General features: G+C 66.5%; 20 protein-coding genes. 12 read left to right on the top strand and 8 right to left on the bottom strand.

Annotated features, from left to right (window positions below; genetic code table 11):
• Positions 1 to 83: 83 nt before the first annotated feature.
• The 5 genes from leuS (at position 84) to JYA52_RS14590 (ending at position 8084) form a co-directional block, all read left to right on the top strand.
• The gene (leuS, locus tag JYA52_RS14610; protein WP_205654092.1) at positions 84 to 2615 is read left to right on the top strand and encodes a leucine--tRNA ligase; all 2532 of its coding nucleotides are present in this window, start codon (positions 84 to 86) and stop codon (positions 2613 to 2615) included.
• A gap of 71 nt (positions 2616 to 2686) precedes the next feature.
• Entirely contained in the window at positions 2687 to 3790 is a 1104-nt protein-coding gene (locus JYA52_RS14605; protein WP_205653900.1) for a DegV family protein, read from the top strand.
• A gap of 264 nt (positions 3791 to 4054) precedes the next feature.
• A complete protein-coding gene (locus tag JYA52_RS14600) occupies positions 4055 to 4972 on the top strand; it encodes a ComEA family DNA-binding protein (protein WP_307869375.1) in 918 nt (305 codons plus the stop codon).
• A 154-nt stretch (positions 4973 to 5126) separates the two neighbouring features.
• Positions 5127 to 7166 (top strand): ComEC/Rec2 family competence protein, encoded by a 2040-nt coding sequence (locus JYA52_RS14595; protein ID WP_307869374.1) that lies wholly within the window; start codon positions 5127 to 5129, stop codon positions 7164 to 7166.
• 516 nt (positions 7167 to 7682) lie between these two features.
• The gene (locus tag JYA52_RS14590) at positions 7683 to 8084 is read left to right on the top strand and encodes an iron chaperone (RefSeq protein WP_205653897.1); all 402 of its coding nucleotides are present in this window, start codon (positions 7683 to 7685) and stop codon (positions 8082 to 8084) included.
• Positions 8085 to 8212: 128 nt separating this feature from the next.
• On the opposite strand, the gene JYA52_RS14585 is transcribed toward JYA52_RS14590, so the two are convergent.
• Both JYA52_RS14585 and JYA52_RS14580 read right to left on the bottom strand, forming a co-directional pair.
• On the bottom strand, positions 8213 to 9091 hold the full coding sequence (locus JYA52_RS14585; RefSeq protein WP_205653896.1) for a universal stress protein: 879 nt from the start codon (positions 9089 to 9091) through the stop codon (positions 8213 to 8215).
• Positions 9084 to 9605: a universal stress protein gene (locus JYA52_RS14580; protein ID WP_205653895.1), complete on the bottom strand. Its 522-nt coding sequence runs from the start codon at positions 9603 to 9605 to the stop codon at positions 9084 to 9086. Before JYA52_RS14580 ends, JYA52_RS14585 begins: the two co-directional genes overlap by 8 nt.
• Before the next feature lie 343 nt (positions 9606 to 9948).
• On the opposite strand from JYA52_RS14580, the gene JYA52_RS14575 reads away from it, so the two are divergent.
• From JYA52_RS14575 to holA, 4 genes are all read left to right on the top strand, one after another.
• On the top strand, positions 9949 to 10410 hold the full coding sequence (locus JYA52_RS14575) for a pyridoxamine 5'-phosphate oxidase family protein (RefSeq protein ID WP_205653894.1): 462 nt from the start codon (positions 9949 to 9951) through the stop codon (positions 10408 to 10410).
• Between the two features lie 308 nt (positions 10411 to 10718).
• Entirely contained in the window at positions 10719 to 11180 is a 462-nt protein-coding gene (locus JYA52_RS14570; RefSeq protein WP_205653893.1) for a pyridoxamine 5'-phosphate oxidase family protein, read from the top strand.
• 307 nt (positions 11181 to 11487) lie between these two features.
• Positions 11488 to 11772: a hypothetical protein gene (locus JYA52_RS14565; RefSeq protein ID WP_205653892.1), complete on the top strand. Its 285-nt coding sequence runs from the start codon at positions 11488 to 11490 to the stop codon at positions 11770 to 11772.
• A gap of 220 nt (positions 11773 to 11992) precedes the next feature.
• Positions 11993 to 13009 carry a DNA polymerase III subunit delta gene (holA, locus tag JYA52_RS14560; protein WP_205653891.1) on the top strand — a complete coding sequence of 339 codons (1017 nt, stop codon included), beginning with the start codon at positions 11993 to 11995 and terminating at the stop codon, positions 13007 to 13009.
• A 100-nt stretch (positions 13010 to 13109) separates the two neighbouring features.
• On the opposite strand, the gene rpsT is transcribed toward holA, so the two are convergent.
• Together rpsT and JYA52_RS14550 are read right to left on the bottom strand one after the other, a co-directional pair.
• Positions 13110 to 13370 carry a 30S ribosomal protein S20 gene (rpsT, locus tag JYA52_RS14555; RefSeq protein ID WP_205653890.1) on the bottom strand — a complete coding sequence of 87 codons (261 nt, stop codon included), beginning with the start codon at positions 13368 to 13370 and terminating at the stop codon, positions 13110 to 13112.
• Between the two features lie 188 nt (positions 13371 to 13558).
• Positions 13559 to 14146 carry a type II toxin-antitoxin system PemK/MazF family toxin gene (locus JYA52_RS14550; protein ID WP_205653889.1) on the bottom strand — a complete coding sequence of 196 codons (588 nt, stop codon included), beginning with the start codon at positions 14144 to 14146 and terminating at the stop codon, positions 13559 to 13561.
• Between the two features lie 248 nt (positions 14147 to 14394).
• Between JYA52_RS14550 and lepA the strand changes: the two genes are divergently transcribed.
• Complete coding sequence (lepA, locus tag JYA52_RS14545) at positions 14395 to 16248, top strand: translation elongation factor 4 (RefSeq protein WP_205653888.1); 1854 nt, start codon at positions 14395 to 14397, stop codon at positions 16246 to 16248.
• Positions 16249 to 16284: 36 nt separating this feature from the next.
• On the top strand, positions 16285 to 17514 hold the full coding sequence (gene hemW, locus JYA52_RS14540; protein WP_205653887.1) for a radical SAM family heme chaperone HemW: 1230 nt from the start codon (positions 16285 to 16287) through the stop codon (positions 17512 to 17514).
• A 93-nt stretch (positions 17515 to 17607) separates the two neighbouring features.
• Here hemW and JYA52_RS14535 read toward each other — a convergent pair whose 3' ends face one another.
• The 4 genes from JYA52_RS14535 to JYA52_RS14520 form a co-directional block, all read right to left on the bottom strand.
• Positions 17608 to 18027 carry a DUF4870 domain-containing protein gene (locus tag JYA52_RS14535; protein WP_205653886.1) on the bottom strand — a complete coding sequence of 140 codons (420 nt, stop codon included), beginning with the start codon at positions 18025 to 18027 and terminating at the stop codon, positions 17608 to 17610.
• A gap of 143 nt (positions 18028 to 18170) precedes the next feature.
• Entirely contained in the window at positions 18171 to 18680 is a 510-nt protein-coding gene (locus tag JYA52_RS14530; RefSeq protein ID WP_205653885.1) for a mycothiol transferase, read from the bottom strand.
• A 9-nt stretch (positions 18681 to 18689) separates the two neighbouring features.
• Complete coding sequence (locus JYA52_RS14525) at positions 18690 to 19136, bottom strand: DUF309 domain-containing protein (protein ID WP_205653884.1); 447 nt, start codon at positions 19134 to 19136, stop codon at positions 18690 to 18692.
• Between the two features lie 124 nt (positions 19137 to 19260).
• On the bottom strand, positions 19261 to 20115 hold the full coding sequence (locus tag JYA52_RS14520; RefSeq protein WP_205653883.1) for a DUF3097 domain-containing protein: 855 nt from the start codon (positions 20113 to 20115) through the stop codon (positions 19261 to 19263).
• 204 nt (positions 20116 to 20319) lie between these two features.
• On the opposite strand from JYA52_RS14520, the gene hrcA reads away from it, so the two are divergent.
• A complete protein-coding gene (hrcA, locus tag JYA52_RS14515) occupies positions 20320 to 21333 on the top strand; it encodes a heat-inducible transcriptional repressor HrcA (RefSeq protein WP_205653882.1) in 1014 nt (337 codons plus the stop codon).
• Positions 21334 to 21379 lie beyond the last annotated feature (46 nt).

Here is a 21379-nt window from a genome sequence, read left to right as displayed (position 1 = left end):
GTCCGGGGCTCATCCCCGGCAGGCGGCAGTGGATCAGACCGTTGTGACAGACAGACGTCATGACAGAACAGAAGAGGGCAGCAGTGAGCGTTCAGCCGGAGACCGAGACCGGAACAACAGCAGGTGGAGCGGAAGCCCCCGAGGAGCGTGTCTACAGCTTCGCGGCCATGGAGGCCCGGTGGCCGCAAGTGTGGGAGGACCTGAAGGTTTTCACCCCCGCCGACGACGGCTCCCGTGAGCGCCGCTACGTCCTGGACATGTTCCCCTACCCCTCAGGCGACCTTCACATGGGCCACGCCGAGGCCTTTGCCATGGGCGACGTCGTGGCGCGGTATCTGCGCCAGCAGGGCTACGATGTCCTGCATCCGATCGGCTGGGACTCCTTCGGCCTTCCCGCCGAGAACGCGGCGATCAAGCGCAACGCGCACCCGAGCGAGTGGACTTACGCCAACATCGATACGCAGGCAGCGTCGTTCAAGCGCTATGCCATCTCGGCTGACTGGTCCCGCCGCCTGCACACGTCGGATCCCGAGTACTACCGCTGGACCCAGTGGCTGTTCAAGCGTTTCTATGAGCGCGGCCTCGCCTACCGCAAGGACTCGCCGGTCAACTGGTGCCCGAAGGACCTGACCGTGCTGGCCAACGAACAGGTGGTCAACGGTGCCTGCGAACGCTGTGGCACGGCCGTGACCAAGAAATCGCTGAACCAGTGGTATTTCAAGATCACCGAGTACGCGGACCGGCTGCTGGATGACATGTCCGAGCTTCAGGGGCACTGGCCCGAGCGGGTACTGGCCATGCAGCGAAACTGGATCGGCCGTTCCGAGGGCGCGCATGTACGCTTCGTGATCGAGGCCACAGACGGACGTGCCGAGCGGGAAGTCACCGTCTTCACCACGCGCCCGGACACGCTGTACGGTGCCACCTTCTTCGTGGTGGCCGCGGATGCGCACCTGGCCCTGGATCTGGTCACCCCCGAACACCATGACGCGCTCATGGCCTACCGCGAGAAGGTCAAGGCCCTCTCGGACATCGAACGCCAGTCCACCGAGCGCGAAAAGACCGGCGTGTTCACCGGCCGCTACGCCATCAACCCGCTGAACGGTGAAAGGCTGCCCGTCTGGGCCGCGGACTACGTCCTGGCCGACTACGGCACGGGCGCCATCATGGCCGTTCCCGCGCACGACCAGCGCGACCTCGACTTCGCCAAGGAGTTCGGCCTGCCCGTGCGGGCGGTGCTGGACACCGGCGAGGATGACCCCGGCGTCTCCGGCAAGGCAACGGCCGGGGAGGGGACGCTGATCAACTCCGGCCCGCTGGACGGCAAGCCCAAGGCAGAGGCCATCCCAGCCGCCATCAGCATTCTGGAAGAGCAGGGCACCGGAGAGAAGTTCGTGAACTTCCGGCTGCGTGACTGGCTCCTGAGCCGCCAGCGCTTCTGGGGCACCCCGATCCCCATCATTCACTGTGCCGAGTGCGGCGAAGTGCCGGTACCCGACGACCAGCTGCCGGTCACGCTTCCCGAGGACCTGCGTGGCGAGGCGCTGTCCCCGCGAGGCACCTCCCCGCTGGCCGCGGCCGCCGAATGGGTCAACGTCGAATGCCCGAACTGCGGACGCGCCGCCCAGCGCGACACGGACACCATGGACACTTTCGTGGACTCCTCCTGGTACTTCCTGCGCTTCGTCTCCCCGCACTACACTGACGGTCCGTTCGATCCCGCAAAGATCAACGAGTGGATGCCGGTGGGCCAGTATGTCGGCGGCGTCGAGCACGCCATCCTGCACCTGCTCTACGCCCGGTTCTTCACCAAGGTCATCCATGACATGGGGCTCCTCGCGGCCGACGAGCCCTTCAGTGCGCTGCTGAACCAGGGGCAAGTGCTGAACGGCGGCAAGGCCATGAGCAAGTCCCTGGGGAACGGAGTGGACCTCGGCGAGCAGCTGGACAAGTTCGGTGTGGATGCGGTCCGCCTCACCATGATCTTCGCCTCCCCGCCAGAGGACGACGTCGACTGGGCGGACGTCTCGCCGTCCGGATCTGCAAAGTTCCTGGCCCGTGCCTGGCGGCTCGGACAGGACGTGACCAGCGCGCCCGGCGTGGACGTCACCACCGGCGACCGTGCCCTGCGGTCAGTGACGCACCGCACCATCGCGGACGCCGCGGAACTCCTGGACAACAACAAGTTCAACGTTGTGGTGGCCAAGCTGATGGAACTGGTGAACGCGACGCGCAAAACCATAGATGCAGCCTCCGGGGCCGGCGGTGCGGACCCCGCGGTCCGGGAGGCTGCCGAAGCGGTGGCCGTGATTCTGAGCCTGTTCGCTCCGTACACCGCCGAGGACATGTGGAACGTCTTGGGGCACCCGGCCTCGGTTGCCAACGCCGGCTGGCCCGCCCACGATGAGGCCCTGCTGGTGCAGGACACCATCACGGCCGTGGTCCAGGTCCAGGGCAAGGTCCGGGACCGGCTGGAGGTTTCGCCAGCGATCTCCGAGGATGAGTTGCGCGAACTGGCGCTGGCTTCAGAAAACGTCCAGCGGGCCCTCGACGGCCGCGGCATCCGGACGGTCATTGTGCGTGCACCTAAACTGGTGAACATCGTCCCGGCCTAGCCGGGCCCAACTCGCTAGCAGGACTCCGGCCGCCGGTATTCCGGCGGCCGGCCAGAACCGCAGGAGGTGCCGTGATTGACCGTGAGCCCGGCGCCTGGCTGTGGTTGAAGGACCACCTGGCCCGCCTGCGCCAAGCCACCGTTCCCGGGCGGGTTCCGTCCGCGGCGGAACCGGCCGTCGTCGTACGCACCGCCGTGGTGACGGACTCCGCCGCCGCGCTTCCCGCTGACTGGGTGAGGGGCTTCTCCCTCGACGGGCGGCTCGCAGTGGTGCCCATGCCGGTTATGGTGGGCAATGAAATTTACGGTGAGGGCGAAGACGACATCGCCGAGACCATCGCGGTTGCCCTCGCAGCGGCCACGCCGGTCAAGACCTCCAGGCCCTCTCCCGGGCAGTTTGAGCAGGCATACCTGGCGGCCGCCCGGCACGGCTACGAGGCCGTCGTGTCCATCCACATCTCCGGCGACCTCTCCGGCACCGCAGACTCCGCCCGGATCGCATCCGCACGCGTGGGCATTCCTGTCGAGGTGCTGGACACCCGGACCGTCGGCATGGCCCAGGGGCTGGCCGTGCAAAGCGCTGTCGTGGCGGCAGCCGATGGGCGCAGTGCCGCGGAAGTGCGGCGGTTCGCCGAGGAGCGCCTCGCCAAGACCAAGGTCTACTTCTACGTCCCGAGCCTGGAACAGCTGCGGCGGGGTGGACGGATCGGGGCGGCCGCTTCCCTTCTGGGAACCATGTTGGCCATCAAACCAATCCTCGCGGTCGACGGCGGCAAGATCGTCCCGCTGGAAAAGATCCGTTCCGCTGCGAAGGCCGTTGCCCGCCTGGAGGAGCTCGTGGTGGCCGACGCCGCGGAGAGGCCGCATGGGGAGGCCCGGCTGGCCATTCACCACTTCGGGAACCAGTCGGAAGCCGAACTCCTGGCCTCGCGCCTTGCCGTGGCGCTGCCGGACACCCCGCCTGCACAGATCAGCTCCCTGCCGGCGGTGCTCGCGGCCCACGCTGGGCTGGGGGTCCTTGCCGTGATCGTCAGCGAAAGCACCGTCTGCGGCGCCAGTGCCCTCAGTCAAGGACCGGCCGCCGATGAGCCTTCTCCGCCCCCTCCGGCTGGTCAACCACGCCAGGCAGGTCAGGCAGGTCAGCCGGTCCAGGCGGATCCCGGGAAAGACCGCTGACGCTCTATCCACATACGGCGGTCCGGGCCTGTCGGGCAGGAAACTGCATCTCCTACGGTGGTGCGTATGTCACGCCGGACCGCTGGACCTGCAGCCAGCGCTGCGTCACGCCCCGGCGCAGGCAGGCGTTTGGGGCCTCGCAAGTCCGCGGTCCCCGGCCCTGAGCACAAGGATCCTGCCGCCAGCCGCCAACCTGCCACCCGGCTGGCAGCGCGGCTGGGTCCGCCGCAGGGGAGCGGGACCGGCGCAGGGGCCGCCGGCACGGTGTCTACTGGTGCGGTGGCTGCAGGCGCAGAGCCGGAGGGCCTGCTGCAACTCGGCGACGGCGGGGGATTCACCTACGGAAACGGACACCCGGCCGGTGACGGAGCAGCGGCGCCCCGGGCCACGGTGGCAGAGCGCGTCAGGTGGCGTCTCGGACTTCGGGCAGCCGTCCTGCTCGGCGTAATTTCGCTCGTGGCGGGCGGATGGTTCTGGTGGCGGGTTGCGGCTGCTGCTCCGGAGGTTATGCCTTTGGCTACCGTCAGCCAAACAGCCAAGGTTTCCGGTGCCGGCGCGGTGCACCCGGAAGGCGGGCAGGCGGCAGGCGGGCAGGCGGAAAGCGGTGCGCCGGGGGAGGGCGGCGGTGACGGCGGTCCGGCTGTGGGCGAGGCTGCGGGCCCGGGCATGTCCGCGGGGACGGTGGTCGTTCACGTCGCCGGAGCGGTCAAGAAAGCCGGGGTAGTCAAAGTCCCCAAGGGGAGCCGCGTCCACGACGCCATCGCAGCCGCCGGCGGCGGAACTGCCGCCGCGGACCTCAACCGGCTCAACCTCGCAGCCGTGCTGGAGGACGGCCAAAAAATCTACATACCCCGCCACGGTGAGCCGGGGCAGCCGGAGGCGGTGCAGCAGGGGGCGCCTGCTGGTGGAGGGCCTGCAGCGGCGCCGGGGGCCGGGGTCGAAGGCGGGGCCGGGGGTGCAGGCGGCGGGTCCGGCGAATCCGGGAGTACCGGCAAAATCAATCTGAACACTGCTTCCCTCGAGGAGCTGGGCAGCTTGCCGCGCGTGGGGCCGGTCCTGGCCCAGCGCATCATTGACTGGCGAACCGAGCAGGGGCCGTTCAAGACGGCCGATGAGCTCGACGCCGTGGACGGAGTGGGACCCAAGATGCTGGAAGCCCTGCTTCCGCTCGTGACGGTCTGAGATGGAACGCGGCCAGTCACGGCGAACCAGCACATGGCACCGCTATGTCGAGGCTGCCGTCAGCGACACGGCCGGGCAAAACCGGACCAGCACGGCTCCGCCGGCAGCGGCTTCGGCGCCAGGCGGGACGGCAACGGCGGGCCGCCCTATATCCGTGCCCCTGCACCGTAGCCGCGAGCTGATCCGGAGCAGGCTCTTTCCCGAGGAACGGGCTGACTCTCTGGCTGAGGGGAAACGGCGGCGGGTGGACCTGCGCTTGATTCCGCCTGCACTCCTCGTGTGGGCTGCCGCGGGCGCCGGACCCTGGATCAGTCCCGCATGGCTCCTTGGATTGTGCTGCGCCATCGCCGCGGGCGCGGCCTGCCTGGTGGTCATCGTGCTGCGCCGGCACAGGCCAGACGGGCGTGCCGGCCGAAGCTTCCTGCTCACCATGGCGGCCGCGATGCTGCTGGCCGCTGCCGCCGCGGCGCACTCGGCCGTATCGTCGGCGCAGAAGCATGACGGACCTGTGGCAGCGGCCATCGCGGCCCGCGCGCCGTGCCTGGCAGAGGTTGAAATCGCTGGTGCCCCGCGCGCCCTGACATCGCAGGGCGGCTCCGACCTGTCATCACGCTGGGCAGTGGAAGCAACCATCACATCGTTGAGCACAGGGGGCCGGCTGCTCCGGGCCGAGGCCCCGGTGGTGATCCTGGGCGGCGCGGACTGGCAGCACGTGGTTCAGGGACAGCGGGTTCGTGCCGCCGGGAACCTCCGTCCTCCCGCACCCGGCCAGGTGGAGGCCGGCATCCTGGCTGCGTCCGCGGCTCCCATAGCGCTCGAGCAAGCCAGCGCCTTGACCTCGGGGCCGGCTTCGCTGGGACGGCAGTTCTCGTCCGCCGCGGGCTGGCTGGACGCCGATGCCAGGGGGCTGCTGCCCGGCATGGTGGCCGGCGACACCAGCGGTCTGGATGAACAATTGGAGATAGCCATGCAGACCGTGGGCCTCACCCACCTGACCGCGGTCAGTGGTGCCAACTGCAGCCTCATCCTTGGAGCCCTGCTGCTGGCGGCGCGCAGCCTGCGGCTCGGACGGCTTCCCGCGGCTGCCTTGGCCCTGGCGGGCCTGGGGCTCTTCGTGCTGATGGTTGGGCCGGATGCCAGCGTCCTGCGGGCCTCGCTGATGGGTGCGATCGCCCTGGCGTCCCTTGCCGGCGGAAGGGCGGGCCGTGGACTGAGCTTCCTGTGCCTGGCCGTCATTGGACTTCTGCTCCTCGATCCGGGGCTCGGCACGAGTTTTGGATTCTTGCTGTCCGTCCTGGCCACCCTCGGCATCATCGTGCTGGGCAGGCAGATCGTGGCGTGGATTCCGCGTGCCATCCCGCGCTGGATGGCAGCCGGGGCGGCCGTGCCGTTGTCCGCCCAGCTGATGTGCGGTCCCGTCATCGTGGTGCTGCAGCCGCAGTTCGCCACGTATTCCCTGCTCGCCAACGTGCTGGCGGCCCCGCTCGTTGCCCCGGTCACGATCCTGGGGACGGCCGCCGTGCCGTTGGTGCCGCTCCTGCCGTGGCTGGCCACCGCACTGATCGGCGTGGCAGGGCTTTTCGCGGCAGGGGTGGCCGGCATCGCCAGGTTCATGGCCGGGCTGCCGGGCGCGGCGCCGCCGTGGCCCGAAGGCCCGTTCGGCCTGCTGACCATGGTGCTGTTCTCCGTCCTGAACGTGCTGCTCGTCTGGCTGGCGGTCCGTCCGGCCCGGACGTTGAGGTTGGTCTTCGCCGCGCATGGCGCCATCGCCGACACTCTGGAGCGGGTCCTGCCTGCGACCAGCCGGCTGCCCGGGCCATCCCGGCTCCGCAGGCCTGCCGCGCGCGGCTTGGTGCAGCGGGCGCGCCGTCGCAGGCTTAGAGTCTGCAATACGTACCCCGGGAGAAACCTAGAGTGGCGGCTGCCCAGACCCAACGATCCAGGACGACGTGTCCGTTATTCAGCCGATGCCCCGCGTCATTGCCGAACCATTCCAGAACCTGTTCTCGGCGATGGAGGACATCGTGGACCAAGCAACAGAACCGGTCAAGCAGCGCCTGCGGGCCTGGGCGAAGCAGCAGAGCCCGCAGGTCATCAGCAGCTGGGAACTCCCGGAACTGATCCACGCCGCTCACTTCACTGCGGCCTCGAAGGGCTGTTGAATGAACCGCGTCTCGGGGGCGGGCAAAGCTGATACTCGATGCTGGTTTGTTCAGCGGGCAACCGCGGTGATGGCCCTGTTTGGTTGCGGAGCGGGCGGCTAGGTTCGGAAGCAGAGAAGGGCGGTTTCTCACCATCGTCGCAACAGGTTCGATTTGAAGGTAACAGAGTCCCCGTTTAGCCGAACCTCGTCGCGGTCAACGGCCGAGCCTTCCGTCCAGTCAGGAACCCTCTTTTGGGACCGCGTCCCTCTATCGGACACCGCGATACCGAGGGCCCTGGTATCAGTCGGGTACGTGGTTTGCGCGCACCCGTCTCGGGACACCACGTTGCGTCGCATCGCCCGGCCGAACCCGGTGACAGCGGTTGCGACCCCGGCAGGGCCGGAAGGCTGCCCGGTCTATGTGGTTGACGATTGGCAGCGGCTATTGATCGGTCGGTGATATTTGACGGCGGCAATCTATGAGTGCAGCTGTAATATGGGCGGGCGTGCAGCATCGCTCAAGATGCGACCGTCGCCCACATGACGTCGGCGATAAGGGGGACCACCATGACAGCGAGTTCGATCATCGAGTACATCGACCGGTACGACGGTGATGTACGGCATCGGCTGCTGACCGTGTACGAACTGATCCGGTCGGCCGTGCCCGATGAAGCGGTAGAGTCGATCAGTTGGCGTATGCCGACCTTCAAACTCGGCACCGAGCCGCTGTTCTTCTTCACCGGAACAAAGCGCCATATCGGGTTCTATCCGACTTCAGACGCGATCGCGCATTTCTCGACAGAGCTGGCCGCATATGGAACCACCGAGCACGCTATCCAACTGCGCCATGATGCCACGCTCCCGACCGAGCTCATGCGCGAGATAATCGCGTGGCGGCTGCAGCAGCTGCCTTCAGACAGGGTTTTAGTCAGTCGCCTCGGCGCACCTCACCGCTCCGCCGCCGGCTAGCTGAGTGACTCGTCCCTCACCGGGCAGGTTCGATGGCCGACCGTCGAATACTCTTCGGCGCGATCGAACCAGAGTTCAGCTCGAAGTAGCCCTCGTAAGATCGTGTTCGATCAGAGAACGAACCCCGCTTACAGTTCTTCCTGGTAGTTCTGCCCTGTGGTGCTGCGTCGGGAAATGAGCATTGGACCTTTGGCATGGTGAAGGACTGCGTGGGCGGTGGAACCGATGGTGCCCTTTATGAGTCCGTGGCCTTTGGTCCCCACGACTGTGAGGCGGGCGCCTTGGGACGCGTTCAGGATGCCTCGGGGGACGGAGGTATTGGTGAGCAGCTGGCTTTGGACGGTCGTTCTGGGGGTCAGGTCGCGGGCAGTGCTGAGGGCTGAGTCCAGAAGTGCCTCTGCTGCGGGGTGAATGTCGACGGGATCCCGAAGCAACCTGTAGCCGGTCGGGGCATGTTGTACGTGAACGATGATGAGGTTCGCTCCCGTCACGGCGGCCGCGGTGCAGGCATCCTCGAGTGCGGCGGGAGAGCCTGAGCTGTCGATGGCGACGACGACGGGCCCGTCCGGGTGTTCGTCGGATCGGATGACGGCAACGGGACAGGCTGCGGTGGCTGCCATTTCCAGGCTCACGGACCCGACGAGCAGTCCCGTAAACCCACCGAGGCCGCGGCTTCCGACGACGAGCATTTCTTCGCCGGCGGAAATTTTGGGCAGATATACGCTGGGCCATCCGTAAAGAACGCTGGTTCGGACTTCCACCTCGGGTGCGGCGTGCTTCGCCTGTGCTAGGCCCTCTTCGAGGGTGACTTGCGCGGACCGTTCCAGTCCGCTGTCTACGACGCCGGGGACGGGGCCGAGGTCGTTAGTCAGCAGGGGCCACAGTGAGCAATGCACCAGATGCAGCGGACAGCTGCGCAGGGCCGCTTGTTCCGCGGCCCAGCGGACGGCCTGGGCCGCTTCAACCGAGCCGTCATAACCCACAACGATTGTCTTGGGCTCATGCATCGTTTTCCCCCTTGTTTGGTGTCTGACTCTTGGCTGCCGGATCTGGCTTTATCGGCGGCGTTGCGGAGAGCGCCGGCGGCAGTTCGGCACCATGAGCGACCAATACAGGGCATTTTGCATGTTCGGCAACCGAAGTGCTGACAGAGCCCATCAGCAGCCCCTCGAACCCTCCATGACCGCGGCTCCCGAGGATCAGCAGCTGTGCCTGCCGGGTCTCATCAATCAGGACCTTAGCGGCGGGGCCCTGTCTGATGACCTGCTCAACAGCCGGAGAATTGGCGGCGCCCAAGCCCTGCTCGACAGCTGACGAACACACCTGTTGTGCGATGTGATCCGGGTTCTGCACAGCGGGCGTCAGTCGGCCGAAGGGAATATCGAACTCCCAGGCCGTCACAGCCCTGATGCCCGCGCCCATGATGGGTGCGAGAACGACCGCCCAGCGCAGGGCGAGTATCGACTGTGGACTCCCATCGACCCCAACAACGATCGTTGGCCTATTCGGGTGTTCATTCATGGCCTGTCCTTCTTTGTGCAGAGTCGGCTGGCGGGGAAACCTCGTGTGAGGTGAGTTCGGGAGTCCAGAGCGCACCTCGAAGTCCATGTCTCATCCTATGGGCGGACGATTCAAGAAGTTTCACTGGATGCTGATGGAACGCCGCCCTAATCATCCGCAGCTGCAGGCCAGGGCCTCGAGCATCTCCCGCCTGCACGAAAAGGGACCCGGGTGTGGGAATGGCCGACGCGGCAGATCAAACGCAGCGAAGTCTAACCCCACCACCCAACCAAAGCATCGCCAAACAGCTGCTTAGACCACCATCCCCTGCCGCAAGATCGGCCTGGTGTGTAGGCTCAGCCCCATGAGCACCTCGGAGCCAGGACCTGAAACAGATGATCTCAGCGTGCATGACTGCTGGAAGTACCTTCGCTCGGCCTCTATCTGCCGGGTTGCTGTACTGAGCGGCGACAGGCCAGATATCTTCCCAGTGAACTACGTGCCCAACTACGGGACCATCATCTTTAGGACAGGCCCGGGAACCAAGCTGGATGCATTGCTGGCCTCACCTATGATCGCGTTGGAAGCGGACGGGTTGAACAGCTACGGCACTATTGCGTGGAGCGTCGTGATCAAGGGACATGCTGAGCTCGTATCAAACAACAAAGACGTCCAGGAGGCTGTAGAGGCGGGTTTATCCCCGTGGGAACCGGGCGCCAAAGACCACCTGGTCCGGGTCACCCCGGCAGAGGTCAGCGGCCGCCGCTTTGTTATCAGCCCACCATCAAGTTGGTGGCCTCCTCTGGACTCCATGTCTTCGGGGTAGGGAGACGCCGGCGAGGCCAGGTGACAGGCCAGCTCGGGTTCTTGGTCCGAACTTAGGGCGCCGTTGGCGCGGGGCATGCGTGAAAGATGTGTGCGCCGATTTGGACGGCAAGGCCGAACGTATGCTGCCGGGGTATGTTTCAGGGCCGATGACCAGGGTTGGGCTGCCTTGCGTGGGCATCGTGAGCCGACCCAGGGGCATGAATAGCAAGCGTTGAACTGTGACCGAGACCGGCATTGGCGGCAACGGTGGCCGCTCGTTCATTACAGGCTGTAGAGGGAAGCATCAATGGACCGTACTATTTGCTCATGAATGGTTCACCGAAAGACCGCAAGCTCGATTTCGACGAGTGCTGGGATCTGTTGGCCTCTTCCGTTGTGGGAAGACTGGCGCTCATCGTGGACGGCCATCCCGAGATCTTCCCCGTGAATTTCGTCCTGGAACGCCGTAGCATCGTGTTCCGCACAGCCCCAGGGACGAAGCTGTGGGAATCCAGGAAGGAAGAACCAGCGGCCTTCGAGATCGACGGCTACGAGCCGGCGACCCAGGAAGCATGGAGCGTCGTGGCAAGGGGCGCCACGGCCTTGATCGAGAACGCGGATGAACAATCCGCCGCGGACGCCCTCGGCCTGGAGCCCTGGGAACCGGGAACAAAAACCCACTACGTGCGCCTGTCACCGAACGCCCTGACCGGCCGACGGTTCAGGGCCAACGCCCCCGATGTGTGGAACACCCGGCTCAACGATCAGCGCCGCGCGTCCTTCGAATAGCCCCCCAAACGCGGGGTTGGTGTCCAGGCATAGGAATCGTTCCGAGCGGACCGTCTTGACTTCCAACTCCCAGCCGGGGGAACCGCGGAACGCTGCACCCGGGCGAGCATGTCGGCAGTAACCCTGTCCTCGGCGGACCGGACTAAAAACAAGCACCAAGATCAATGCCAGGACCAGCCCCGTTCTGACCTTCACTGGAACCCCCAATCCGTCCTTGTTCCGCGAGACTGGCCCTGCAGGACTCCTGTCTGGAGGACACGCCGAACGGCTCCGCATTGCTGTCAGTGCCCGGGAGGATGATGGATCTATGACGGCACCAACGGTGGACGCAGCGATCCATGAACTGATGGATCTCGTCTGGAATGTGGTCTACGACCTGCTCGAGGAGCGGGATCTGCTCGGTGACGGGTTCTTCGTCGAGGAGTACACCGGAATCCACTCCTGGCTGGACGGGTCTGTCCGGTACACCGTGGTCCACTCCCGGACTTTGGCTGTCCTGTTCGTAGACACCCGCCCGGTAGACGCCATCGTGTTCCACCACGAACTCCTGGGCGCCGACGACCCGGCGAGCTACTTCACACTTCCTCGGTAGAGGTACCAGCGTCAGTGCGTACCGGAATACGTGCCACTCCATCGCGGCTGGTCTCCGCCGCACATGGGTCCATCGCCGACACGCCGGAGCGGGTCCTGCCTCCGACCGGCCGGCGGCCGTGGTCGTCCCGGCTCCGCAGCCCTGCCGGGTGCGGCTTGGTGCAGCGGGTGCGCCGTGGCAGGCTTAGAGTCTGCAATACGTACCCCGGGAGGAACCTAGAGTGGCCGCTGCCCAGACCCAACGATCCAGGACGACGGCGACGAATTCGGCCACCTGGCGGGACGTGACGCCAGCCGCCGTCGTGCTGGTCACCGGCCCGGAAGAATACCTCGGCATCCGGGCCATGGACCACGTCCGGTCGCAGGTCCGGGCCGCAGCTCCGGACGTCGAGGTCACCCGGCTCAATGCTGGGAACTATGAGGCCGGGTCGCTGGCGATGAACGTCAGTCCGTCCCTGTTTGGCGAGAGCAAACTCATCGAGGTCGAAGGCCTCGAATCCATGAACGATGCCTTCCTGGCCGATGCGCTTGGCTATCTGCAGCACCCGGAGCAGGACGCGGTGCTGGTTCTTCGGCATGGAGGCGGCGTCCGGGGCAAGAAGCTGCTGGATGCCGTCAAGGCAGCGGGCTGGCCGGTTGTTGACTGCCAGCCGCTGAAGAAGGACGCAGAAAAGACGGCCTTCGTGGTGGCGGAATTCAAGGCGGCGTCGCGGCGCATCGAGCCGGACGCCGTCCAGGCGCTCGTGAACGCCGTCGGCGCCAGCCTGTCGGAGCTGGCGGCAGCCTGCAGCCAGCTGATCGCCGATGCGTCCACGGCTGTGGACGCAGCCATGGTTGACCGCTACTACGGAGGGCGGATCGAGGCCACGGCATTCAAGGTGGCGGACGCCGCCATGGCCGGCAACGCCCCGGTGGCACTGTCCACGCTCCGCCACGCCCTCGCCACCGGAGCCGACCCCGTGCCGCTGGTGGCGGCGCTGGCCGCGAAGTTGCGGACAGTGGCCAAGGTCGCCGGCGCCCAGGGATCATCGGCGCAGATCGCCAAGCAACTCGGCATGCAGCCGTGGCTGGTCGAACAGGCGCAGCGTGATGTCCGGCGGTGGACGCCCGAAGGCCTGGCCCGGTCCATTCAGGTGACGGCCGAAGCCGACGCCCAGGTGAAGGGGCTGTCCCGCGATCCTGTCTACGCCGTGGAGCATGCGGTGACCGTCATCGCCACGGCAGCCCGCGGCCGCTAGGTCCGGCCCCCGTTCGGCCCAAAGGGCGGAATGCTTAAAGAGATGTGGCCGGCACCATTGGTGCCGGCCACAAGCATCAGTTCAGTTGAACTGGAAAACCTTAGAGTGCGTTGACCTTCTTGGAGATCGCCGACTTGCGGTTTGCAGCGTTGTTCTTGTGAAGAACACCCTTGCTGACAGCCTTGTCCAGCTTACGGCTGGCAGTAACGAGCGCAGTAGCAGCGGCTTCCTTGTCAGTGGACTCAACGGCGGTGTTGACGGCGCGGATGGCAGTCTTCAGCTCGGACTTGACTGCGTTGTTGCGCAGGCGAGCCTTTTCGTTGGTCAGGATGCGCTTCTTCTGGGACTTGATATTTGCCACGTGTGAACTCTCTTTTTAATGCGGAAATGGTCTAGAGGGCTTTCAGGTTGGCCATTGACTGAGCGGCGTGGGGATACCTATGGCGGCCAACCATCAGTGGCCGTCGACCTGCACGGACACACAGCTATGAATAATAGCAGAATCCGGCCGGACGGCGCGATTTACCTGGGTGCGGCGCGTCCGGCGCCTCACTTCCAACCGCGCAGCCGCCTCAGCGCATCTTCCACGAGGGAAAACTGGTTCCGGTCCAGGATGGCACCTTCCCGCCTGATGTCCGCGGGGCGGATCTGCAGAACGCGGTCCAGCTTGGCCTCACTGGGGCGTCCCTGCCGGTCCCAGGGCCCGCTGCCGATATCGACGTAGTCGCGCTGCCCTCGCGGATGCCCGTCGTGGTCCTTGCTGGTCAGCATCAGGCCGAGGAGGTACTTCCCGTGGCTGCCGACCAGCAGCACCGGGCGGTCCTTGCCGCGTGAATGGTCCTCTTCGTAGGGCACCCAGGTCCACACGACCTCGCCGGGATCGGGCCGGCCATCGGGGGAGGGGGCATACCGCAGGGTCGCCGTGCCGTGGAAGTCGCCGGGATAGGTTCCTGACAGGCTTGTCGTGCCGGCCCGGGCCGCGGCCGTCCGCGGCGACTTTCCGGAGGCCGCCGGCGCCGCTTTGGCGGATCCGTGCTTCGACCCGCTCCTGCCGGGGCGCTTGGGGTCCGGGGAGCCTGCGAGGAAGCGCAGTGATGCGCGGACGGCGTTGCCGATGCTGCGGAGGGTCAGGGCCATGCCGCCAACGATACCGCCGGGTCATGCCGGCGTCCGGCCTCCCGGCAACCGCCGCAGCTGCAGATGTGATGCGGCTCGGAATGTATTGCGGCTTCGAGTGCGCCGCTGCTTCGAATGCACTGCCGCTTTCAATGTACTGTGGGCGCCCCGAACGTGGGAGACTAGAGGTTCAGATATGCGGCAGCAGCAGGATGGCCCGAGTTCGGCCCGGAATGACGCCGCGGAAATGCCAACAGTAAGGACCCTGCGTGTCTCCCATGGCCCGCACCGCCCCGGTGCCCGCCGCGACAGATCCGGCCATCATTCGGAATTTCTGCATCATCGCGCACATTGACCACGGTAAATCCACCCTGGCCGACCGCATGCTTCAGTACACCGGCGTCGTGCAGTCCCGCGACATGAAGGCCCAGTATCTGGACCGCATGGATATCGAACGAGAACGCGGCATCACCATCAAGTCCCAGGCCGTCCGCATGCCCTGGGACGTCGACGGCGTCAGCTACGCACTGAACATGATCGACACCCCGGGCCACGTGGACTTCACCTACGAGGTGTCCCGGTCCCTGGCCGCCTGCGAAGGCGCAGTGCTCCTGGTGGACGCGGCCCAGGGCATCGAGGCCCAGACCCTCGCCAACCTCTATCTGGCGATGGAAAACAACCTCACGATCATCCCGGTTCTGAACAAGATCGACCTGCCGGCGGCGCAGCCCGAGAAGTATGCGGTGGAACTGGCAAGCCTGATCGGCGGCGACCCCGACGACGTGCTCCGCGTCTCCGGCAAGACCGGCATGGGCGTCGAGGTTCTGCTGGACAAGATCGTCCGCGATCTTCCCGCTCCCGTGGGAGACCCGGACGCCCCCGCCCGTGCCATGATCTTCGACTCCGTCTATGACACGTACCGCGGCGTTGTCACCTACGTCCGCGTGGTGGATGGCATGCTCCACCCCCGGGAGCGCATCCAGATGATGTCCACCCGCGCCACGCACGAGCTCCTGGAAATCGGCGTCAGCTCCCCGGAACCCACGCCGTCCAAGGGCCTCGGCGTCGGCGAAGTCGGCTACCTGATCACGGGTGTGAAGGACGTCCGCCTGTCCAAGGTGGGCGACACCGTCACTAACCTTGCCAAGCCGGCCGCAGATTCTCTCCCCGGCTATGCCGATGCCAAGCCTATGGTCTTCTCCGGCCTGTATCCGCTGGATGGCACGGACTATCCGGTGCTCCGCGATGCCCTGGAGAAGCTGATGCTCAACGATGCCGCGCTTGTGTACGAGCCCGAAACATCCGCCGCGCTGGGATTCGGTTTCCGCGTGGGATTCCTGGGCCTGCTGCACTTGGAAATTACCCGCGAGCGGCTTGAGCGTGAATACAACCTGGACCTGATTTCCACTGCCCCCAACGTGGAATATGAAGTGACGCTGGAAGACAAGAAGGTCGTCCACGTCACGAACCCCAGCGAATACCCCAGCGGCAAGATCGCTGAAGTCCGCGAGCCGATGGTGTCCGCCACCATCCTTGCGCCGAACGAGTTCGTCGGCGCCATCATGGAGCTGTGCCAGAGCCGGCGCGGCGTCATGGGCGGCATGGACTACCTCTCGGAGGACCGGGTGGAAATCCGGTACCGTCTGCCCCTGGCCGAGATCGTCTTCGACTTCTTCGACATCCTCAAGTCCAAGACCCGAGGCTACGGATCGCTCGACTGGAAGGCTGACGGCGAGCAGGTGGCCGACCTGGTCAAGGTGGACATCATGCTCCAGGGCGAGCAGGTCGATGCCTTCTCCGCCATCACGCACCGGGACAAGGCCTACGCCTACGGCGTGATGATGACCGGCAAGCTGCGTGAACTCATCCCGCGCCAGCAGTTCGAGGTACCCATCCAAGCCGCCATCGGATCCCGGATCATCGCCCGCGAGTCCATCCGCGCCATCCGCAAGGACGTTCTTGCCAAGTGCTACGGCGGTGACATCTCCCGGAAGCGCAAACTGCTGGAAAAGCAGAAGGAAGGCAAGAAGCGCATGAAGATGGTGGGCCGCGTCGAGGTCCCGCAGGAAGCCTTCATCGCCGCGCTGACCACCGAAGAGTCCAAGGACAAGGCCAAGAAGTAGTGATGACCGTGGCCGGAACCACCGGAGGCCGCACCCGTGCCTAGCGTTCTTCCCCTGGGCGACCCCGCGCCGTCGGACGGTCTGCTGCCGCAGCAGGCGGCGGACGGTGCGGCGGAGCGGGCCTTCGGGCTCTACGTGCACATCCCGTTCTGCGCGGTGCGCTGCGGCTATTGCGACTTCAACACCTACACCGCCACGGAACTCGGCGGCGGCGCATCCCAGGACGCCTACGCCTCCACGGCCATTTCCGAAGTGGAGTTCGCCGCCCGCGCCCTGGAGCAGTCGGGCCTTCCTGCCCGCAAACTCCGCACCGTGTTCTTCGGCGGCGGGACGCCCACGCTGCTGCCCGCGGAGGATCTGGCCAGGATCCTCCGTGCCGCCATAGACACATGGGGGATCGAACCCGGTGCCGAAGTGACCACGGAGGCCAACCCGGATTCCGTCACTCCGGAGTCCCTGCAGCTGCTCGCCGACGCGGGCTTCACACGCGTCTCCTTCGGCATGCAGTCCGCGGTGCCCCACGTGCTGAAGGTCCTCGACCGCACCCACACTCCGAGCCGCGTACCGCAGGTGGTGAAATGGGCACGGGAAGCTGGACTGGCTGTCAGCCTGGACCTGATCTACGGCACACCGGGCGAGTCAATCGATGACTGGCGCTTTTCGCTGGAGACCGCACTGTCGTACGGTCCGGACCACATCAGCGCCTACGCGCTGATCATTGAGGACGGCACCAAGCTCGCCGCCCAGATCCGCCGCGGCGAAGTTCCGGAAATTGACGACGACGACCACGCCGACAAGTACGAACTCGCCGACCGGATGATTTCCGACGCCGGCCTGCACTGGTACGAGGTCAGCAACTGGTCCGCGACGCCGGAGCAGGCGTGCCGCCACAACCTGGCCTACTGGCGCGGGGACGACTGGTGGGGGATCGGCCCGGGCGCGCACTCGCACGTCGGCGGTGTCCGGTGGTGGAACGTGAAGCACCCCACCGCCTACGCCGGCAGGCTCGGCTCCGGCGTGTCGCCGGCGGCCGGACGCGAGACCCTCGACGCCGAGACCCGGCGTGTGGAACGCGTCATGCTTGAGGCCAGGCTGGCATCAGGGCTGGCGGTCAGCACACTGTCCGACGACGGCAGGCACGCTGTGGCCGGGCTCATCGCCGACGGCCTTGTGGTGCCGGCCGACGCCTTCCGCGGCCGGCTGGTCCTGACCCTCAAGGGCCGGCTGCTGGCCGACGCCGTGGTCCGCAGGATCCTGCCGGACTGAATCTCCCGCCCGCGGCCGCACCACCGGGGCATGGCTTAAAACCAAAGCAGCGGCCCCAGAAGCGAACAGGTCTGGGGCCGCTGCCTTGGGCGCTTACTTAATCCAGCGGAGGTTGAACTGGTACCGGTGCGGCTGGCCCCGGTTGACGTGGATGCCGGCGGACACCGCGAAGCACGTCAGTGCGATCCAGATCAGCGTGGCAATGACGGCGAAAATATTGCCCACCACCGGGAGGAGCACCAGGAGGTTGGCAAGCACGGCCGCGATGGTGGGCGGCAGCGTGAAGTTGAGGGCTTCCTTGGATTCCTGGGCCGTGAACGGACCCCGCTCCCGGAAAATCAGGTAGATCAGCAGCGCCGGAACGCAGCCGAGGATGCCGCCGAAGTGGGCCAGCGTGGCCCACTGCCGGTCCTCGCTGGCTGTCAGCGGAAGCGCATTGGCAGGCACGCCATGGTACTGGGGCACGTCAGGGCCGGACTGGTGGTCCCTGCGGTCACGAGCGTCTTCTGCCACGGTGAGTCTTCCTTAAACTTGCGTTGGTGCGTTGGTGCCGGTATTCGCCGCCAGCCGGTAACCCGGACGGCGGCAGCGCGGAAGGCGCCCTTCCAAGAATACTGGGTCGGGCGCGGAATGAACGACGCGCCGCCGAGCCGGCTCTAACCGTGTGCCGGGCCCAAGCCCTTGGCGTACGCGGCCTGCCCCACGTGCTGGAGGCAATCGGCAATAGTGCTGACCAGCCGCACGCCGAGGGTGACCGGCGGGTCCCAGTGGTAGTCGACGACGCGGTCGAAGTCCTCGTCGCCGAGAGATTTCAGAAACTCCACGGTCTGCCGGTGAACGGCGTCGTAGTATGCGCGCAACAGCTCCGGCGTGGCGTGCACGGCGCCGACCTGGTCGCTCGAATGGCCGTAGCCTGTGTCGCGGTCGGGCAGCGGCAGGCCGAAGCGGCCGGCAAACCCCTGCGAGAGCCATACCTGGTCCAGGCCGGCGGCGGCGGCGACCTGCGAGTCCTCTATCCGGCCGAGGTGCCAGACGAGCCACGCAATCGAGTTTCCGCTGCCCGCGGGCCGGCGGATCAGGGACCCGTCGTCGGTCCCGTCCAGGGTGGCGGTCACGGTGTCATGGATCCGGCCGAAGGCGTCCAGCAGCAATTCGTTGGATTTCATCGGGTCCCCTTACTGATCGCCGGCTCGCCCGCCGGTGTGTAACCGGTCACGTGCGCAGCCCACAACGGCGGACAGATCGAGCCCGTAGGTTGGTCCCTCGCCGGAACTGTACTCCTCGAGCCGTGCCGCGCCGCGCTCGACGAGCCGGAGCGCGCCAACGCTGTTCCCGCGGGCGGCGTGGGTGAGCCCGACACAGATCTGGGCGAGCCCCTGCCAGAGGTTGCGTTCTTCGGCCGGCCCGGCTTTCCAGCGCGCCTCGAGTACTTCATGGGCGGCGAAGGGCCGGCCGGCGTCCACCAGGCTCCGGGCCGAGACTAACGTCTGCTCCGGCGGCAGCGGCTCCTCCGGGACCGGCTCGACTCCAACGCTTCCGTACGGCAGCGGCCGGCCAAGTGCGTCACGTGGCCGGGCCTGCCGCGGGCGCCGGAAAGCATCCCGATCCCGGTCGCCGGTCATTGCCGTTTCCGCCCTGAACGTCTCTGCTGCCTGCCCGCCTTCATACACCCCATGCTACGGTCCGCCCCTTCGAAAGGTCCCGACGGAATTGTTGATCCGTGCTGCGATGACAAGCCCGGCTCGACTAAGGCACGGTGAGGAAGTCGATGACCTCCTCCACCCGCCCCAGCAGGGCAGGCTCGAGATCGGCGTAGGTCCGCACCGCACCCAGGAGCTTCTGCCAGCCCAGGCCGACATCCTCCTTCGTGGCGTGCGGCCAGCCGAAGGCGGCCAGGATCCCGGTCTTCCAGTCGGTGCCCCTGGGCACCACCGGCCACTGCGCGATCCCCAGGACGGAGGGCCGGATGGCCTGCCAGACATCCACGTAGGGGTGGCCCACGATGAGCACGTTCCCCGCGGCGCCGGGCGAGGCCATGACGGCCTCCGCGATACGGGACTCCTTGGAATCCGGGACAAGGTGGTCCACGAGGACCCCCAGCCTGCGGCCCGGTCCCGGCCGGAACGCGGCGACCGCCCCGGCCAGGTCGTCGATGCCGTGAAGGGGCTCGACGACGATTCCCTCCACCCGGAGGTCATCGCCCCAGACCTTCTCCACGAGTTCAGCGTCGTGCTTGCCTTCAACCCAGATCCGGCTGGCTTTGGCCACCTGGGCGCGCTGGCCCTCCACGCGGACGGAGCCCGACGCCGTCCGTCCGGCCGGGCCGGAACCTGGCCGTTTGGCGGCCGGGGCCGGCGGCATCAGCCGGATGGGCTGGCCCTCCAGCAGGAACCCGAAGCCAAGCCGGAAGGAACGGGACTTGCCGCGGCGGTCCTCAAGGGCCACCACATGCATCCCGCCGGACTTCTCGACCCGCGTCACGGCCCCCACCCAGCCGGACTGCACGTCTTCCAGCACCATTCCGCGCTCAACCGGCACTTCCGGCAAATTGTTCTTGGCGGGCGCGGCAATCTCCTGCGGACCCCAGGTCTGGTACTGCATAGTTAAACACCGCTTTGCGCTAGGAGGCTGCCGCCTGGCCGGTAAACAGCCTCCGGCCGGACGCGGGCCCGGAATTTCGCCCGGAGCGGTACCAATGCTAACAACGGGCCGTCTCATATTAGACTTGTTAGCACTTAGGGATGTCGAGTGCTAACCATGCGCTGCCTGCCCTTGCCCGCAAAAACAGTTGATCGGAGGTGGATTGTGAGCGAACCACGCAAGCTTGAGGTGCTGCGCGCCATTGTGGAGGACTACGTCCATTCCCGCGAGCCTGTCGGATCCAAGGCGCTGGTCGAGCGCCACCATTTGGGGGTTTCCAGCGCCACCATCCGCAATGACATGGCTGCGCTCGAGGACGAGGGACTCATCACCGCCCCGCACACGAGCGCCGGCAGGATTCCCACCGACAAGGGCTACCGGCTTTTTGTGGACCAGATTTCGGCGGTCAAGCCACTGTCTCCGGCCGAGCGCCGCGCCATCCAGTCATTGCTGGAGGGGTCCGACGATCTCGACGACGTCCTGGAGCGCACGGTAAGGCTCCTGGCGCAGCTGACCAACCAAGTGGCCGTGGTGCAGTACCCGCACCTGAGCCGGGCCGTGGTGCGCCACATTGAATTCGTCCAGTTGGCGCCGCGCAAGGTCCTCATCGTGCTGATCGCCGACTCGGGCAAGGTCGAGCAGCGCGTCGTCGACGTCGGCCAGGAACTCAGCGACGACACGCTGTCGGCGTTGCGGACCAGGTTCCTTGCAGGCGTCGCAGGCACGGCGCTGACCATGCTGCCCCAGTACCTCGCCGCCGTGGTGGCCGGCTGCGCTCCGGCCGAGCGGCCGGCTGCCGTCGCCCTCAGCAGGGCTCTCGAGGCCCTCTCGCACAGCAGCAGGGAAGACCGCATGGTCTTGGCCGGCACCGCGAACCTGGCACGGTCCAACGTGGACTTCCCCCTCAGCATCGGACCCGTCCTCGAGGCCCTCGAGGAACAGGTGGTCATGCTGCGGCTCCTCAGTGACATGGCACAGGATCCCCGCGGAGTCGCCGTGAGCATTGGCCGGGAGAACCCCTACGACGGACTCGCCGAGGCGTCGGTGGTTGCCACCGGCTATGGACCCGACGCCACCGCCAAGATCGGCATCCTTGGGCCCACCCGCATGGACTATCCCACCACAATGGCCGCCGTCCGCGCGGTGGCCCGCTACCTTTCGAGGATTCTCGGTCCGTGATCCCGCGGCCGAACGAATCCGATACCCAGGCACCATAACCAGGAAG

The sequence above is a fragment of the Arthrobacter pascens genome (assembly GCF_017052465.1).
Classification (GTDB): domain Bacteria; phylum Actinomycetota; class Actinomycetes; order Actinomycetales; family Micrococcaceae; genus Arthrobacter; species Arthrobacter pascens.
This window is presented reverse-complemented; position numbering and strand designations above follow the sequence as displayed.

Coding starts and splice junctions, on each gene's coding strand:
- JYA52_RS14520 (WP_205653883.1), bottom strand. CDS start 20,115: ATGCAGTACCAGACCTGGGGTCCGCAGGAGATTGCCGCGCCCGCCAAG.
- JYA52_RS14590 (WP_205653897.1), top strand. CDS start 7,683: ATGACAGCGAGTTCGATCATCGAGTACATCGACCGGTACGACGGTGAT.
- JYA52_RS14550 (WP_205653889.1), bottom strand. CDS start 14,146: ATGGCCCTGACCCTCCGCAGCATCGGCAACGCCGTCCGCGCATCACTG.
- JYA52_RS14575 (WP_205653894.1), top strand. CDS start 9,949: ATGAGCACCTCGGAGCCAGGACCTGAAACAGATGATCTCAGCGTGCAT.
- JYA52_RS14530 (WP_205653885.1), bottom strand. CDS start 18,680: ATGAAATCCAACGAATTGCTGCTGGACGCCTTCGGCCGGATCCATGAC.
- JYA52_RS14525 (WP_205653884.1), bottom strand. CDS start 19,136: ATGACCGGCGACCGGGATCGGGATGCTTTCCGGCGCCCGCGGCAGGCC.
- JYA52_RS14570 (WP_205653893.1), top strand. CDS start 10,719: ATGAATGGTTCACCGAAAGACCGCAAGCTCGATTTCGACGAGTGCTGG.
- JYA52_RS14565 (WP_205653892.1), top strand. CDS start 11,488: ATGACGGCACCAACGGTGGACGCAGCGATCCATGAACTGATGGATCTC.
- JYA52_RS14580 (WP_205653895.1), bottom strand. CDS start 9,605: ATGAATGAACACCCGAATAGGCCAACGATCGTTGTTGGGGTCGATGGG.
- JYA52_RS14585 (WP_205653896.1), bottom strand. CDS start 9,091: ATGCATGAGCCCAAGACAATCGTTGTGGGTTATGACGGCTCGGTTGAA.